The organism is Streptomyces changanensis, from assembly GCF_024600715.1.
Taxonomy (GTDB): domain Bacteria; phylum Actinomycetota; class Actinomycetes; order Streptomycetales; family Streptomycetaceae; genus Streptomyces; species Streptomyces changanensis.
This window is the reverse complement of the sequence record NZ_CP102332.1, coordinates 5,000,660-5,017,097: the sequence shown is the minus strand read 5'-3', so window position 1 is coordinate 5,017,097 and position 16,438 is coordinate 5,000,660. Positions and strand designations below refer to the sequence as shown.

Below are 16,438 nucleotides of genomic sequence, written 5' to 3'. Positions count from 1 at the left end.
AGGCCCCGCCCGTGCCCCCGGTGGCCGGGGGTACGGGCGGGGCCTGCGACGGATGCGGTCCGGGGCCGGTCACGGTCCGGGGCCCGGTTCGTTCCGGGGCCGGTCATGGTCCGGGACCGGGTTGCGTTCCGGGGCCGGGCGAGACCCCGGTCGGGCGGGCGGGGCCGGGGCGGCCTCAGCCCACCTGCGGATCACCCTTCGTGTAGGACAGCCGTTCGACCTGACCGGTGGCGAACTCGTCCTCGACCTTCTTGCCGTTGACGAAGAGCTCGATCGCGCCGGCGTTGCCGAGGATCAGGTCGAGCCGCTCGTCGTCCTGGAAGGTCTTGGTGTCGCCCTTGAGGAGCAGTCCGTCGAAGAGGAGCTTGCCGTCCCGGGCCTTCGCCGAGATCCAGCTCTTGTCGTCGACGGCGGTGAGCTTGACCGTGACCTTGTCCCGGGGGACGGCCGCGATCGCGCTGTCGGAGGCGGCCGGCGTCGGCTTGGGCTTCACCGGCTTGGGGGCCTGGGGGGCGGAGCGGGACGGGGCGGGGCCCTCGGCCACGTGCTGGGTGCCGCCGCCGTCGCCGCGGCCGAAGAGGGTGAAGCCGACGAAGCCGACCACCGCGACGATCGCGGCGACCATGGCGGCGGTCCAGTTGGGCCGGCGCCGCTCGGGGCGGATGCGCTCCGCCTCGAACATGGGGCCGGCCGGGGTGGGGGCGGGGCGGCCGCCGTTCTCCGCGTCGTACCGCGCGACCAGGGCGGACGGGTCCAGCCCGACGGCCCGTGCGAGCGTGCGCACGTGTCCGCGGGCGTAGACGTCGCCGCCGCAGCGCGAGAAGTCGTCCTCCTCGATGGCGTGCACGATGGGGACGCGCACCCGGGTGGAGTTGCTGACCTCTTCGACGGTCAGGCCGGCGTCGACGCGGGCCTGGTGGAGCGTGCGGCCGATCGATGGCCCGTCACTCGCGGGGGGCGAGGGGCGGTCGTCTTCGGGTGAGTTGCCGTCGGGGGCGTTGCCGATGGACACGAGAGCGCCTTTCGAGCGTGTAACCACCTGCTGGAGGTTCAGTCTATGGGTGGTACGAAAGGGTGGAGCAACCGGACGGGCGCCGTTTGTACGCCATCGGAATGGCCGTCGCCACGGGGTGCGGGGACTCACATTGTCCGCCCCGTTCCCTCAACTTGACGTGCGGCTGGGGGAAACGGTTGCTCACGGTTCTCTTACGGGTGAGACACGGTCGGGCTCACGAGTCCGTCTCACCGCGGATCGAGGCCAGTACACCGTCCAGGTCGTCCGGTTTCACCAGGACGTCCCGCGCCTTGGACCCTTCGCTGGGGCCGACGATGTTCCGCGACTCCATCAGGTCCATGAGCCGTCCGGCCTTGGCGAAGCCGACGCGCAACTTGCGCTGGAGCATCGACGTCGAGCCGAACTGGGTCGACACGACCAGCTCGGCCGCCTGGCACAGCAGGTCCAGGTCGTCGCCGATCTCCTCGTCGATCTCCTTCTTCTGCTTGGTCCCGGTCGTGACGTCGTCCCGGAAGACCGGCGCCATCTGGTCCTTGCAGTGCCGCACGACGGCCGCCACCTCGTCCTCGGTGACGAAGGCGCCCTGGAGGCGGACCGGCTTGTTCGCACCCATCGGCAGGAAGAGGCCGTCGCCCTTGCCGATGAGCTTCTCGGCGCCCGGCTGGTCGAGGATGACCCGGCTGTCGGCGAGCGAGGAGGTGGCGAAGGCGAGGCGGGAGGGGACGTTCGCCTTGATCAGGCCGGTGACGACGTCGACGGAGGGCCGCTGCGTGGCCAGCACCAGGTGGATGCCGGCGGCGCGGGCCAGCTGGGTGATGCGGACGATGGCGTCCTCGACGTCGCGCGGCGCGACCATCATCAGGTCCGCCAGCTCGTCGACGATGACGAGCAGGTAGGGGTACGGCTGGAGCTCCCGTTCGCTGCCCGGGGGCGTCGTGAGCTTGCCGCTGCGCACGGCGGCGTTGAAGTCGTCGATGTGCCGGTAACCGAAGGCCGCGAGGTCGTCGTAGCGCAGGTCCATCTCCCGCACGACCCACTGCAGGGCCTCGGCGGCCCGCTTGGGGTTGGTGATGATCGGCGTGATCAGGTGCGGGATGCCCTCGTACGCGGTGAGCTCGACCCGCTTGGGGTCGACGAGCACCATCCGTACGTCCTCGGGGGTGGCCCTTATCATCACCGAGGTGATCAGGCAGTTGATGCAGGACGACTTGCCGGAGCCGGTGGCGCCGGCGACCAGGACGTGCGGCATCTTCGCCAGGTTCGCCATGACGTAGCCGCCCTCGACGTCCTTGCCGAGCGCGACCAGCATCGGGTGGTCGTCCTCGGCGGCGTCCGCGAGCCGCAGCACGTCACCGAGGTTGACCATCTCGCGGTCGGTGTTCGGGATCTCGATGCCGACGGCGGACTTGCCGGGGATCGGCGAGATGATCCGCACGTCGGGGCTGGCCACGGCGTACGCGATGTTCTTGGTCAGCGCCGTGATCCGCTCGACCTTCACGGCGGGGCCGAGCTCCACCTCGTAGCGGGTGACCGTCGGGCCGCGGGTGAAGCCGGTGACGTCCGCGTCGACCTTGAACTCGGAGAAGACCGTCCGCAGGGACGCGACGATGGCGTCGTTGGCCGCGCTGCGGGTCTTGCCGGGGCCGCCGCGCTCCAATAGGTCGAGCGGGGGAAGGGCGTACGTGACGTCCCCGGCGAGCCGGAGCTGCTCCGCCCGGGCGGGCAGCGCCTCGGACACCTCGCGCGCGGGTGCGGGCTTGGTGAGGTCCGGTACGAGCCCGGTGTCGTCGGGGGCGTCGCCGTCCCCGCGCGTCGCGGGTACGGCCGCGGGCGTGGCCGCGGCGTCGCGGTTCCGGCCGCGTCCGCGTCCGCCGGTGCCGCCGGTGTCGTGTCCGGTGCGGGCGGGGTCGCTGGTGACGTCCCGGGTCAGGTCGGCGACGAGGGACGAGGGCGGCATGCCGTTCAGGACGGCGCCGTCGAGGTCCGCGGCGGCGGCCGCCGCGAGGTCGACGGCGTCCCGCGGCCGGTCGAGGCCGGCCCGGGCGGCGGGCGCCCTGCGGCCCCGCGACCTTCCGCGCCGGGCGAGCGCCTCCTCCTCGGCGAGGTCGGGGCCGAGGCCGGCGGCTCCGCGCGGGCCGGCGGCGCGGCGGCGCGGGGCGCCGCCCGGCAGGGCCTCGCGCCACTGCTCGTCGTACCGCTCGTCGTCCTCGCCCCAGTCCTGGTAGGGCTCGATGACGCCCAGCCGTTCGCCGAGCGCCCGGAGCCGGCGCGGGATGGCGTTGACGGGCGTCGCCGTGACGACGAGCAGCCCGAAGACGGTGAGGAGCACGAGGAGAGGGACGGCGAGGACCTCGCTCATCATGAAGACGAGCGGCTTGGACGCGGCCCAGCCGATGAGGCCGCCCGCGTCCTGGAGGGCCTGGGCGCCCGCGCCGCGGCCGGGCGAGCCACAGGCGATGTGGACCTGGCCGAGGACGCCGACGACGAGGGCGGAGAGGCCGATGACGATGCGGCCGTTCGCCTCGGGTCGCTCCGGGTGCAGGATCAGCCGGACCGCCATGGTCCCGATGAGCAGCGGTACGAGCAGGTCGAGCCGGCCGAACGCGCCGGTGACGAGCATGTCGACGAGGTCGCCCACCGGACCGTGCAGACCGGCCCAGGTACCGGCCGCGACGATCAGCGCGAGGCCGAGCAGCAGCAGGGCGAGTCCGTCCTTGCGGTGGGCCGGGTCGAGGCCCTTCGCGCCCCGCCCTATGCCCCGGAACGCGGCGCCGACGGCGTGGGCGAGGCCGAGCCAGAGGGCGCGCACGAGGCGGTAGACGCCTCCGGTGGGGGACGGCGCGGCCTTGGGCGCCGTCCTGGCCGTCGCCCTCTTCGCGGCGGCCTTCCTGGCCGGGGCCTTCTTCGCGGCACCCTTGCGCGCGGGCTGCTTGGCGGCGGCGGTCTTCCTGGCGGGCGGCTTGCCGGGCACCGCCTTCTGCGCGGCGCCCGTCGTACGGCCGGCGCGCGGCTTCGCGGTGCCCGCCGTGCCCTGGGAACCCTTGCCGGACGTACGTGAGGCCATGGGGGTGAGGTTACCGGTGTGGGCGTCGAGGAACACGCGTCCACCCGCTTCACCCGTTCGTGTCGCCCTGATGAGGGCGTGGTGCTGACGCGACCTCAAGGCCACGCACCCGGGCGGCCACTGCCCCTCGCCGTCGGGCCCGGCGGCGAGGGTCGGCCGGAGGGGCGCAGGTCCCGGGTGGACGCGGGCGCAGGACCCGGGCGCAGATCCCGGGTGGGCGCGGGCGCAGGACCCGGGCGGAGGCCTCGGGTGGACGCGGGCGGAGCATCCGGGCGGACAGCGCGGGCGGGCGCGGGCGGAGTAGCCCGGGCGCAGGACCCGGGTGGACGCGGGTGCAGCATCCGGGCGGACTCAGGCGAAGAAACCGGGCGCGGATCCGGGGCGGACTCAGGTAGTGGACCCGGGCGGAGGCCCCGGGCGGACTCGGGCGGAGGGCTCGGGGCCTCAGCCGGGGAGGCCCCCGCCGGGTGCGCCGGGCTCCAGGGCGTCCAGCGCCCGGCGGAGCCCGGTCAGCTTCCGCTCCAGGTCACCGCGGTGGCGACGGCCGCGATGGCGCGCACCTGCCGGGTGAGGTTGCCGGCCATCTCGTTCACCGACTCGGTCAGGTCCCGCCAGGTGCCGTCGACGTCGCGGACGCGGGCCTGGCCGCCGAGGATGCCCTCGGTGCCCACTTCTCGGGCGACCCGGGTGACCTCCTCGGCGAAGGACGACAGCTGGTCGACCATCGTGTTGATGGTGTTCTTCAGCTCCTGGATCTCACCGCGCGCGTCGATGTCGATCTTCTTGGTGAGGTCGCCCTTGGCGATGGCGGTGGTGACAGCGGCGATCTGCCGTACCTGCCCCGTCAGGTTCGAGGCCATCGAGTTCACCGACTCGGTGAGGTCCTTCCAGGTGCCGGAGACACCGGGCACCCGCGCCTGACCGCCCAGCTCGCCCTCGGTGCCCACCTCTCGGGCGACCCGGGTCACCTCGTCGGCGAACGACGACAGCGTCGTCACCATGGTGTTGACCGTGTCGGCCAGCTCGGCGACCTCGCCGCGCGCCTCGACGGTCACCTTCTTCGTCAGGTCGCCGTTGGCGACCGCCGACGACACCCGCGAGATGTTCCGCACCTGCGAGGTGAGGTTGTTGGCCATCACGTTGACGTTGTCGCTGAGGTCCTTCCAGATGCCGGTGACGCCCCGGACCCGGGCCTGACCGCCCAGGATGCCCTCGGTGCCCACCTCGCGGGCCACCCTCGTCACCTCGTCGGCGAAGTTCGACAGCTGGTCCACCATCGTGTTGACCGTGGTGACGAGGTCGAGGATCTCGCCCCGCGCGTCGACCGTGATCTTCTTCGACAGGTCGCCCCTGGCGACGGCCGTCGTCACCTGCGCGATCTGCCGCACCTGCGAGGTCAGGTTGCTCGCCATGAAGTTGACCGACTGCGTCAGGTCCTTCCAGGTGCCGGAGACACCCTGCACCTCCGCCTGGCCGCCGAGGATGCCCTCGGTACCCACCTCGCGGGCGACGCGCGTGACCTGCTCGGCGAAGTTCGACAGCTGGTCCACCATCGTGTTGAGGGTGTTCTTCAGCTCCTGGATCTCCCCGCGGGCGTCCACGTCGATCTTCTGCGACAGGTCGCCGCGGGCGACGGCCGTGGCCACCTGCGCGATGTTGCGGACCTGCGCGGTGAGGTTCCCGGCCATGCCGTTCACGGAGTCCGTCAGGTCGCGCCACACCCCGGCGACACCCGGGACCTGCGCCTGACCGCCGAGCCGCCCCTCCGTGCCCACCTCGCGGGCCACCCGGGTCACCTGCTCGGCGAAGGCCGAGAGCTGGTCGACCATCGTGTTGATGGTGTTCTTCAGCTCCAGGATCTCCCCGCGGGCGTCCACGTCGATCTTCTGCGACAGGTCACCGCGCGCCACGGCCGTCGTGACCTGGGCGATCTGCCGCACCTGCGAGGTGAGGTTCCCGGCCATGAAGTTGACGGAGTCCGTCAGTTCCTTCCAGGTGCCGGACACCCCGTCGACCCGTGCCTGACCGCCCAGCCGGCCCTCGGTGCCCACGTCCCGCGCCATCCGCGTCACCTGGTCGGCGAAGGACGACAGCTGCGCCACCATCGTGTTGACGGTGTTCTTGAGCTCCAGCATCTCGCCGGCCACGTCCACCGTGACCTTCTGCGACAGGTCGCCGTTGGCGACCGCCGTCGTCACCTGCGCGATGTCCCGCACCTGACCCGTCAGGTTCCGGAACGCCGTGTTGACCGAGTCCGTCAGGTCCTTCCACGTACCGGCCGCGCCGGGCACCCCGGCCTGGCCGCCGAGCCGCCCCTCGACGCCGACCTCGCGCGCCACCCGCGTCACCTCGGAACCGAACGCGGAGAGCTGGTCGACCATGGTGTTGACGGTGTTCTTGAGCTCCAGCATCTCGCCGGCCACGTCCACCGTGACCTTCTGCGACAGGTCGCCGTTGGCGACCGCCGTCGTCACCTGCGCGATGTCCCGCACCTGACCCGTCAGGTTCCGGAACGCCGTGTTGACCGAGTCCGTCAGGTCCTTCCACGTACCGGCCGCGCCCGGTACCTGCGCCTGGCCGCCCAGCAGCCCCTCGACACCCACCTCGCGCGCGACCCGCGTCACCTCGTCGGCGAAGGTACGCAGGGTCTCGGTCATCTGGTTGATGGTGTCGGCGAGCTGCGCGACCTCACCGCGCGCGCTGACGGTGACCTTCTGCGACAGGTCACCGTTCGCGACGGCCGTCGTGACCTCCGCGATGCCCCGCACCTGGGAGGTCAGATTGCCCGCCATCGTGTTGACGGAGTCGGTGAGGTCCTTCCACACGCCCGCGACGCCGGGCACCTCCGCCTGCCCGCCGAGCTCGCCCTCGGTACCGACCTCGCGGGCGACGCGGGTCACCTCGGAGGAGAACGACGACAGCTGGTCCACCATCGTGTTGACGGTGTTCTTCAGCTCCAGCATCTCGCCGGCGACGTGCACGGTGACCTTGCGCGACAGGTCGCCCTTGGCGACCGCCGTGGTGACGAGGGCGATGTCCCGCACCTGGGCGGTCAGCCGGTACGCCATGGTGTTGACCGAGTCCGTGAGGTCCTTCCACGAACCGGACACCCCGCGCACCTGCGCCTGGCCGCCGAGCTTGCCCTCCGTACCGACCTCCAGGGCGACCCGCGTCACCTCGTCGGTGAAGGACGACAGCTGGTCGACGAGGTTGTTGACGGTACGGGCCACCTTCAGGAACTCGCCGCGCAGCGGCCGCCCCGCCCCGTCGGGCCCCTCGGAGCGCAGCTCCATCCGCTGCTGGAGGTCGCCGTCCGCGACCGCGGACAGCACGCGCCCCACTTCCGACACGGGCCGCGTCAGGTCGTCCACCAGCGCGTTCGCGGCCTCGATCGCGGTGGCCCAGGCGCCCTCGCTGGCCCCCACGTCGAGCCGCTCGGACAGCCTGCCCTCACGCCCGACGACCCTGCGCACCCGGGCGAGCTCGCCCGTGAGGTGCAGTTTGCGGTCGGCGACCTCGTTGAAGACGGCGGCGATGTCCGCCATCGTCCCCTCGCCGGTCACGGTCAGCCGCTTGCGGAAGTTGCCGTCCCGCATGGCCGTGAGGGCGCCGAGCAGCCGTTCCAGGGCCACGGCGTCCACTTCGACGGTTCCGCTGCTCCGGGAACGTCCGCCCTTCGCGCGCGTGCCACCGGCCCGCGTCGCCACGCCAGACTCCACCGTGTCCCTCCCGAGGGGGTTGCCGTACTCCCGGGCTCATGCTCGGGCATCGCTGCGGCCGCGGCGCGCGTGCGCCGGCTGCCGCTGGAAGCCTTCCCAGTGTTTCACCGCGAGGCGACCAGCCCATAACGGTTCGGCTGCTCCGCATAACGTCCCCGTCCTCTGGGGACGGAAACAGCGGCGACCACCGCCCGCCCGGACTGCGAAGGTAAGTAACCTGGCATGCGGCTGTCCAACCGCCCCGGTCCGCCCGGCGGGGTCGGTGAGGCGCAGTACGACCACCGGGTACCGGGAGGGGCAGGCCGACCATGGCGGAGCCGGGCGTCGAGACGCGAACGAGGAGTTCTGTGATCACCGCGCGGGCGGCTGCCAGTTTCGAACCTGTGGGGCGGTCGGTCGCGACCGCCCGGGCCTTCGTCCGGGACACCCTGCAAGGCTGGGGGTACTCCGACGTCGTCGATGACGCCGTCGTCCTGACCAGCGAACTCGTCACCAACGCCGTGATCCACGCGGGCACGGCGGCGGACGTGCTGTGCCTGCGCACGGAGCACGGCGTCCGGGTGGAGGTCGCCGACCGTTATCCGGAGCGCGAGGTGCCCCTGCAGGGCTCCGCGGAGCCGGTGGCGGCCCTGGACCGGGAGAACGGCCGCGGCCTGCTGCTGTGCGCGGCCCTGTCCAGCCGCTGGGGCGTCGAGTACTCCTCCACCCGGAAGCGGGTCTGGTTCCAGCTGGACCTGCCCGACCGGCCGGTCGGCACCCGGCACGCGGGCCCGGCGCTCCCGGAGGAGCTGCTGCCGGTCGCCGACGAGCGGGTCCGCGTGGCGGTCCTCCAGGTCGACAGCGCGGGGGTGGTCACGTCGTGGAACGACGACGCGGCGCTCCTGTTCGGATACCCGGCGGACCAGGTCGTCGGCAAGCAGCTGGGCGACGTCGCCGCTTGGCCGCAGACGCCGGGGACGGGCACGGGTCTGGCCGAGGCACTGCGGCTGTCGCGCTGGGAGGGCAGTTACGGCATCCGCGGCACCGACGGCCGGGTCGTCCCCGTGTACGCCTCCCACCTGCGGGTGCGTGACACCCACGGGGAGCCGTCGACGGTGTGCCTGCTGGTCCGGGAGTACGAGCGGGCGGTCCTGCAGACGCCGGCGCGCACGCCGGGCGGCGAGTCGTCGGGCGAGCGGACGGCGGACCCGTTCGAGGTGTTCATCGGTTCTCCCGCCCCGGACGACCTGGACGGTCTCCTCCAGCGCACGGTGGAGCGGGCCCGGGACATGCTGGACGGTGACGCGGCGTTCCTGCTGCTGGCGACGGACGACGAGACGGAGCTGGAGGTGCGGGCCACGACGGGCCTGCCCTCGGCGCGGCAGCGGTTCGCGCGGGTACCGGTGGAGGCGGGGACGAGCCGGTACGCCTCGGCCCGGATGCCGGCGGTCCACGAGGACCTGCTGGCGGTGCCGGGCGCGGTGCCGCTGCTGAACGGCACGGGCATGCGGTCGGTGGTGACGGTCCCGCTGAAGGTGGAGGGCCGGCTGACGGGCTCCCTCGGCGTGGCGGCCGAGGCGTCGGCGCGCTACTCGAACGAGGAGGCGCTGCGGCTGCAGTTCGCCGCGGATCGGATCGCCCTGGCGGTGGAGTCGGCCCGGCTCGGGGAGCTGGAGCGCCTGCGTCGGGGTTCGCTGAGCTTCCTGGTGGAGGCGTCGGACCTGCTGGCGGGCACGCTGGACCGGGACCAGACGCTGGCGTTGATGGCGCAGATGACGGTGCCGACGCTGGCGACGTGGTGCGCGGTGTACACGATCGCCGACCAGTCGTCGGACCCCTACCTGTCGTACGTGCTGCACGAGGACGAGGAGCGCATCGACGGTCTGAAGGAGCTGCTGTCGGGCATCGCCCCGCCGGACCCTGTGCCGGCGCCGGGCGCCCGCGTGTGGAACGCCCCGGCGGAGGCGGCGCAGCGGGCGGCCCTGCACATGTCGCGCCGGCAGCTGGACCGGGCGGCTCCGCCGGTGTCGTCGGGGATCGGTACGACGCTGGCGACGGCGGCCGTGGTGGGCGGGGAGACGGTGGTGCTGCCGCTGGTGGCGCGCAACCGCGTGATCGGCATGCTGACGCTGGGCAAGCCGTCCGACGACCACTTCCGCCAGGAGATCCTGGAGCTGGCGGAGGACCTCTCCCGCCGTGCGGCCCTGGCCCTGGACAACGCCCGCCTGTACAGCGAGCGCACGGCGATCAGCCAGTCGCTCCAGCGGAGCCTGCTCCCGCCGGGCCTGCCGCAGATCCCGGGCGTCGAGGTCGACGTGATCTACCGGGCGGCCGGCGAGGGCAACGAGGTGGGCGGCGACTTCTACGACCTGTTCCCCATCCGCGACAAGGCGTACGGCTTCGCCATCGGCGACGTGTGCGGCACGGGCCCTGAGGCGGCGGCGGTGACGGGGCTGGCCCGCCACGCGCTGCGGCTGCTGGCCCGGGAGGGCTTCGACGGCCCGGCGGTGCTGGAGCGGCTGAACGCGGCCATCCTCGACGAGGGTGCCCGGAGCCGTTTCCTCACCCTCCTGTACGGCGAGCTGTGGCCGCAGGAGGACGGCAGCGCGGTGCTGAAGGTGGTGTGCGCGGGACATCCGCTGCCGCTGCGCCTGCGCCAGGACGGCACGGTGGAGCCCGCGGCGGAGCCGCAGCCGCTGCTGGGCGTCATGGAGGACCTGGAGCTGTTCGAGGAGACGGTGACGCTGCAGCCGGGCGACGTCCTGCTGTGCGTCACGGACGGTGTGACGGAGCGCCGCGAGGGGACGCGGATGCTGGGTGACGACGGCCTGGCGGACGTGTTGCGGACCTGTACGGGTCTGACGGCCGGCGCGGTGGCGGCGCGGGTGCTGCGGGCGGTGGAGCGGTTCGCGGCGGAGCCGGCGTCGGATGACATGGCCATCCTGACGATGCGGGTCCCGGAGCCGCTGCAGCAGTGAGACGGTCCCGAACATGGGAAAAGCCCCCCGCCGTGAGGCGGGGGGCTTTTCCGTTCTGAGCCCCCAAACGGAATCGAACCGTTGACCTTCTCCTTACCATGGAGACGCTCTACCGACTGAGCTATAGGGGCCTGTCACCTTTTTGGAGTTTCCCCCGCGGCGACAGGAAGACTATAACCCGCGGAAGAGCCGAACGCCTAATCGGCCGCCGGCACGAGGGCCGTGCACACCGCGCCGAGCGCGGCACCCGGGAGGGGGCCGGCGGTGCTGCTGCGCGCAGCGTCTCGCCCGTCTTCCCGGTTCGGCCGGCTGTCGCGCGGAAAAAAGGAGCCCGGAAATACGGAAAGCCCCGCACCATACGGTGCGGGGCCTCCCCAACAAATTGTTCGGCGGTGTCCTACTCTCCCACAGGGTCCCCCCTGCAGTACCATCGGCGCTGAAAGGCTTAGCTTCCGGGTTCGAAATGTAACCGGGCGTTTCCCTAACGCTATGACCACCGAAACACTATGAAGATATCGACCTACAACCAACCGGCAGATTGGGAGTTCGTTACTTCAGAACTAACACAGTGGACGCGAGCAACTGAGGACAAGCCCTCGGCCTATTAGTACCGGTCAACTCCACCCATTACTGGGCTTCCATATCCGGCCTATCAACCCAGTCGTCTACTGGGAGCCTTACCCTCTCAAGGAGGTGGGAATACTCATCTCGAAGCAGGCTTCCCGCTTAGATGCTTTCAGCGGTTATCCCTCCCGAACGTAGCCAACCAGCCATGCCCTTGGCAGGACAACTGGCACACCAGAGGTTCGTCCGTCCCGGTCCTCTCGTACTAGGGACAGCCCTTCTCAATATTCCTACGCGCACAGCGGATAGGGACCGAACTGTCTCACGACGTTCTAAACCCAGCTCGCGTACCGCTTTAATGGGCGAACAGCCCAACCCTTGGGACCGACTCCAGCCCCAGGATGCGACGAGCCGACATCGAGGTGCCAAACCATCCCGTCGATATGGACTCTTGGGGAAGATCAGCCTGTTATCCCCGGGGTACCTTTTATCCGTTGAGCGACGGCGCTTCCACAAGCCACCGCCGGATCACTAGTCCCGACTTTCGTCCCTGCTCGACCCGTCGGTCTCACAGTCAAGCTCCCTTGTGCACTTACACTCAACACCTGATTGCCAACCAGGCTGAGGGAACCTTTGGGCGCCTCCGTTACCCTTTAGGAGGCAACCGCCCCAGTTAAACTACCCATCAGACACTGTCCCTGATCCGGATCACGGACCCAGGTTAGACATCCAGCACGACCAGAGTGGTATTTCAACGGCGACTCCACCTGAACTGGCGTCCAAGCTTCACAGTCTCCCACCTATCCTACACAAGCCGAACCGAACACCAATATCAAACTGTAGTAAAGGTCCCGGGGTCTTTCCGTCCTGCTGCGCGAAACGAGCATCTTTACTCGTAGTGCAATTTCACCGGGCCTATGGTTGAGACAGTCGAGAAGTCGTTACGCCATTCGTGCAGGTCGGAACTTACCCGACAAGGAATTTCGCTACCTTAGGATGGTTATAGTTACCACCGCCGTTTACTGGCGCTTAAGTTCTCAGCTTCGCCCCACCGAAATGGAGCTAACCGGTCCCCTTAACGTTCCAGCACCGGGCAGGCGTCAGTCCGTATACATCGCCTTACGGCTTCGCACGGACCTGTGTTTTTAGTAAACAGTCGCTTCTCGCTGGTCTCTGCGGCCACCCCCAGCTCGAGCAGCACGTGCTCTCACCAGTGATGGCCCCCCTTCTCCCGAAGTTACGGGGGCATTTTGCCGAGTTCCTTAACCATAGTTCACCCGAACGCCTCGGTATTCTCTACCTGACCACCTGAGTCGGTTTAGGGTACGGGCCGCCATGAAACTCGCTAGAGGCTTTTCTCGACAGCATAGGATCATCCACTTCACCACAATCGGCTCGGCATCAGGTCTCAGCCTCAATGTGTGACGGATTTGCCTATCACACGGCCTACACCCTTACCCCGGGACAACCACCGCCCGGGCTGGACTACCTTCCTGCGTCACCCCATCGCTTACCTACTACAGGTCTGGTCCGTCGGCTCCACCACTCCCCTTTGCCCGAAGGCTCCAGGGCGGCTTCACGGACTTAGCATCGCCTGGTTCGATATTGGGCGTTTCAAAGCGGGTACCGGAATATCAACCGGTTGTCCATCGACTACGCCTGTCGGCCTCGCCTTAGGTCCCGACTTACCCTGGGCAGATCAGCTTGACCCAGGAACCCTTAGTCAATCGGCGCACACGTTTCTCACGTGTGTATCGCTACTCATGCCTGCATTCTCACTCGTGAACCGTCCACAACTCGCTTCCGCGGCTGCTTCACCCGGCACACGACGCTCCCCTACCCATCCATACGGTCGTTGGACCTCATGTATGAATGACACGACTTCGGCGGTACGCTTGAGCCCCGCTACATTGTCGGCGCGGAATCACTTGACCAGTGAGCTATTACGCACTCTTTCAAGGGTGGCTGCTTCTAAGCCAACCTCCTGGTTGTCTCTGCGACTCCACATCCTTTCCCACTTAGCGTACGCTTAGGGGCCTTAGTCGATGCTCTGGGCTGTTTCCCTCTCGACCATGGAGCTTATCCCCCACAGTCTCACTGCCGCGCTCTCACTTACCGGCATTCGGAGTTTGGCTAAGGTCAGTAACCCGGTAGGGCCCATCGCCTATCCAGTGCTCTACCTCCGGCAAGAAACACACGACGCTGCACCTAAATGCATTTCGGGGAGAACCAGCTATCACGGAGTTTGATTGGCCTTTCACCCCTAACCACAGGTCATCCCCCAGGTTTTCAACCCTGGTGGGTTCGGTCCTCCACGAAGTCTTACCTCCGCTTCAACCTGCCCATGGCTAGATCACTCCGCTTCGGGTCTTGAGCGCGCTACTGAATCGCCCTGTTCGGACTCGCTTTCGCTACGGCTTCCCCACACGGGTTAACCTCGCAACACACCGCAAACTCGCAGGCTCATTCTTCAAAAGGCACGCAGTCACGAGATACAAGCAAGCTTGCATCCGACGCTCCCACGGCTTGTAGGCACACGGTTTCAGGTACTATTTCACTCCGCTCCCGCGGTACTTTTCACCATTCCCTCACGGTACTATCCGCTATCGGTCACCAGGGAATATTTAGGCTTAACGGGTGGTCCCGCCAGATTCACACGGGATTTCTCGGGCCCCGTGCTACTTGGGTGTCTCTCAAACGAGCCGCATGAATTTCAGCTACGGGGGTCTTACCCTCTACGCCGGACCTTTCGCATGTCCTTCGCCTATCCATACGGTTTCTGACTCGTCTCACAGCCGGCAGACTGTGAAAGAGAGATCCCACAACCCCGCATGCGCAACCCCTGCCGGGTATCACACGCATACGGTTTGGCCTCATCCGGTTTCGCTCGCCACTACTCCCGGAATCACGGTTGTTTTCTCTTCCTGAGGGTACTGAGATGTTTCACTTCCCCTCGTTCCCTCCACACTGCCTATGTGTTCAGCAGCGGGTGACAGCCCATGACGACTGCCGGGTTTCCCCATTCGGAAACCCCGGATCAAAGCCTGGTTGACGGCTCCCCGGGGACTATCGTGGCCTCCCACGTCCTTCATCGGTTCCTGGTGCCAAGGCATCCACCGTGCGCCCTTAAAAACTTGGCCACAGATGCTCGCGTCCACTGTGCAGTTCTCAAACAACGACCAGCCACCCATCACCCCCGGACAACATCCGGAGTGCACTGGGGCGGCATCGCAGAAGGGCGAGCAACGCTCGCACCCTCAGACACCCAACAGCGTGCCCGACACCCTCGACCCCTCCTCTGTGTTCCACGCCGAAGCAGTACTGACAGGAAGAGAACCGAGTGTGCCGAATAATCAACGTTCCACCCTTGAGCAACCAGCATCGGACGTACGCCGATGTACTGGCCTCTGACCAGCCGAAACTGGTGAGAAGTGCTCCTTAGAAAGGAGGTGATCCAGCCGCACCTTCCGGTACGGCTACCTTGTTACGACTTCGTCCCAATCGCCAGTCCCACCTTCGACAGCTCCCTCCCACAAGGGGTTGGGCCACCGGCTTCGGGTGTTACCGACTTTCGTGACGTGACGGGCGGTGTGTACAAGGCCCGGGAACGTATTCACCGCAGCAATGCTGATCTGCGATTACTAGCAACTCCGACTTCATGGGGTCGAGTTGCAGACCCCAATCCGAACTGAGACCGGCTTTTTGAGATTCGCTCCGCCTCACGGCTTCGCAGCTCTTTGTACCGGCCATTGTAGCACGTGTGCAGCCCAAGACATAAGGGGCATGATGACTTGACGTCGTCCCCACCTTCCTCCGAGTTGACCCCGGCAGTCTCCTGTGAGTCCCCATCACCCCGAAGGGCATGCTGGCAACACAGAACAAGGGTTGCGCTCGTTGCGGGACTTAACCCAACATCTCACGACACGAGCTGACGACAGCCATGCACCACCTGTATACCGACCACAAGGGGGCACCTATCTCTAGATGTTTCCGGTATATGTCAAGCCTTGGTAAGGTTCTTCGCGTTGCGTCGAATTAAGCCACATGCTCCGCTGCTTGTGCGGGCCCCCGTCAATTCCTTTGAGTTTTAGCCTTGCGGCCGTACTCCCCAGGCGGGGAACTTAATGCGTTAGCTGCGGCACCGACGACGTGGAATGTCGCCAACACCTAGTTCCCAACGTTTACGGCGTGGACTACCAGGGTATCTAATCCTGTTCGCTCCCCACGCTTTCGCTCCTCAGCGTCAGTAATGGCCCAGAGATCCGCCTTCGCCACCGGTGTTCCTCCTGATATCTGCGCATTTCACCGCTACACCAGGAATTCCGATCTCCCCTACCACACTCTAGCCTGCCCGTATCGAATGCAGACCCGGGGTTAAGCCCCGGGCTTTCACATCCGACGTGACAAGCCGCCTACGAGCTCTTTACGCCCAATAATTCCGGACAACGCTTGCGCCCTACGTATTACCGCGGCTGCTGGCACGTAGTTAGCCGGCGCTTCTTCTGCAGGTACCGTCACTTTCGCTTCTTCCCTGCTGAAAGAGGTTTACAACCCGAAGGCCGTCATCCCTCACGCGGCGTCGCTGCATCAGGCTTTCGCCCATTGTGCAATATTCCCCACTGCTGCCTCCCGTAGGAGTCTGGGCCGTGTCTCAGTCCCAGTGTGGCCGGTCGCCCTCTCAGGCCGGCTACCCGTCGTCGCCTTGGTGGGCCATTACCCCACCAACAAGCTGATAGGCCGCGGGCTCATCCTTCACCGCCGGAGCTTTCCACCACCATCAGATGCCTGAAGTGGTCGTATCCGGTATTAGACCCCGTTTCCAGGGCTTGTCCCAGAGTGAAGGGCAGATTGCCCACGTGTTACTCACCCGTTCGCCACTAATCCCCCACCGAAGTGGGTTCATCGTTCGACTTGCATGTGTTAAGCACGCCGCCAGCGTTCGTCCTGAGCCAGGATCAAACTCTCCGTGAATGCTTACCCGTGATCGGGTCGACACTCGCGTTGAGCGGAACCGGGGGGAGGAATAGTCCCCCGCGGTTCACAGCATCCTCGCTGTGTTTTCTACAAAGGAACCTCATCTCCGTGATGGAGACGGGGTATCAACTAATCTGGCGTTGAT

The 16,438-nt window shown here is 67.7% G+C and carries 3 protein-coding genes, 1 tRNA gene, 3 rRNA genes and 1 pseudogene; 1 reads left to right on the top strand and 7 read right to left on the bottom strand.

What is annotated here, in order from left to right; translation table 11 throughout:
• Window positions 1-175: 175 nt before the first annotated feature.
• The 3 genes and pseudogenes from NRO40_RS22255 to NRO40_RS22240 form a co-directional block, all read right to left on the bottom strand.
• Window positions 176-1,012 carry a helix-turn-helix domain-containing protein gene (locus NRO40_RS22255; protein ID WP_058944285.1) on the bottom strand — a complete coding sequence of 279 codons (837 nt, stop codon included), beginning with the start codon at window positions 1,010-1,012 and terminating at the stop codon, window positions 176-178.
• A 217-nt stretch (window positions 1,013-1,229) separates the two neighbouring features.
• Window positions 1,230-4,079 (bottom strand): DNA translocase FtsK, encoded by a 2,850-nt coding sequence (locus NRO40_RS22250; RefSeq protein WP_058944296.1) that lies wholly within the window; start codon window positions 4,077-4,079, stop codon window positions 1,230-1,232.
• Between the two features lie 524 nt (window positions 4,080-4,603).
• A pseudogene (locus NRO40_RS22240) lies at window positions 4,604-7,798 on the bottom strand (HAMP domain-containing protein); the annotation flags it as partial.
• Window positions 7,799-8,106: 308 nt separating this feature from the next.
• Between NRO40_RS22240 and NRO40_RS22235 the strand changes: the two are divergent.
• A complete protein-coding gene (locus NRO40_RS22235; protein WP_058945490.1) occupies window positions 8,107-10,755 on the top strand; it encodes a SpoIIE family protein phosphatase in 2,649 nt (882 codons plus the stop codon).
• 58 nt (window positions 10,756-10,813) lie between these two features.
• On the opposite strand, the gene NRO40_RS22230 is transcribed toward NRO40_RS22235, so the two are convergent.
• From NRO40_RS22230 to NRO40_RS22215, 4 genes are all read right to left on the bottom strand, one after another.
• A tRNA-Thr gene (locus NRO40_RS22230) sits at window positions 10,814-10,886 on the bottom strand.
• A gap of 253 nt (window positions 10,887-11,139) precedes the next feature.
• Window positions 11,140-11,256 (bottom strand): 5S ribosomal RNA (gene rrf, locus NRO40_RS22225).
• Window positions 11,257-11,339: 83 nt separating this feature from the next.
• Window positions 11,340-14,459, bottom strand: a 23S ribosomal RNA gene (locus NRO40_RS22220).
• A 302-nt stretch (window positions 14,460-14,761) separates the two neighbouring features.
• Window positions 14,762-16,290, bottom strand: a 16S ribosomal RNA gene (locus tag NRO40_RS22215).
• The 16S, 23S and 5S rRNA genes sit together here with 1 tRNA gene alongside, the layout of an rRNA operon.
• Between the last annotated feature and the right edge of the window lie 148 nt (window positions 16,291-16,438).

What these genes read in the sequence shown, in the direction of transcription:
- NRO40_RS22235 (WP_058945490.1), top strand. Translation starts at nt 8,107, where the DNA reads ATGGCGGAGCCGGGCGTCGAGACGCGAACGAGGAGTTCTGTGATCACC.
- NRO40_RS22250 (WP_058944296.1), bottom strand. Translation starts at nt 4,079, where the DNA reads ATGGCCTCACGTACGTCCGGCAAGGGTTCCCAGGGCACGGCGGGCACC.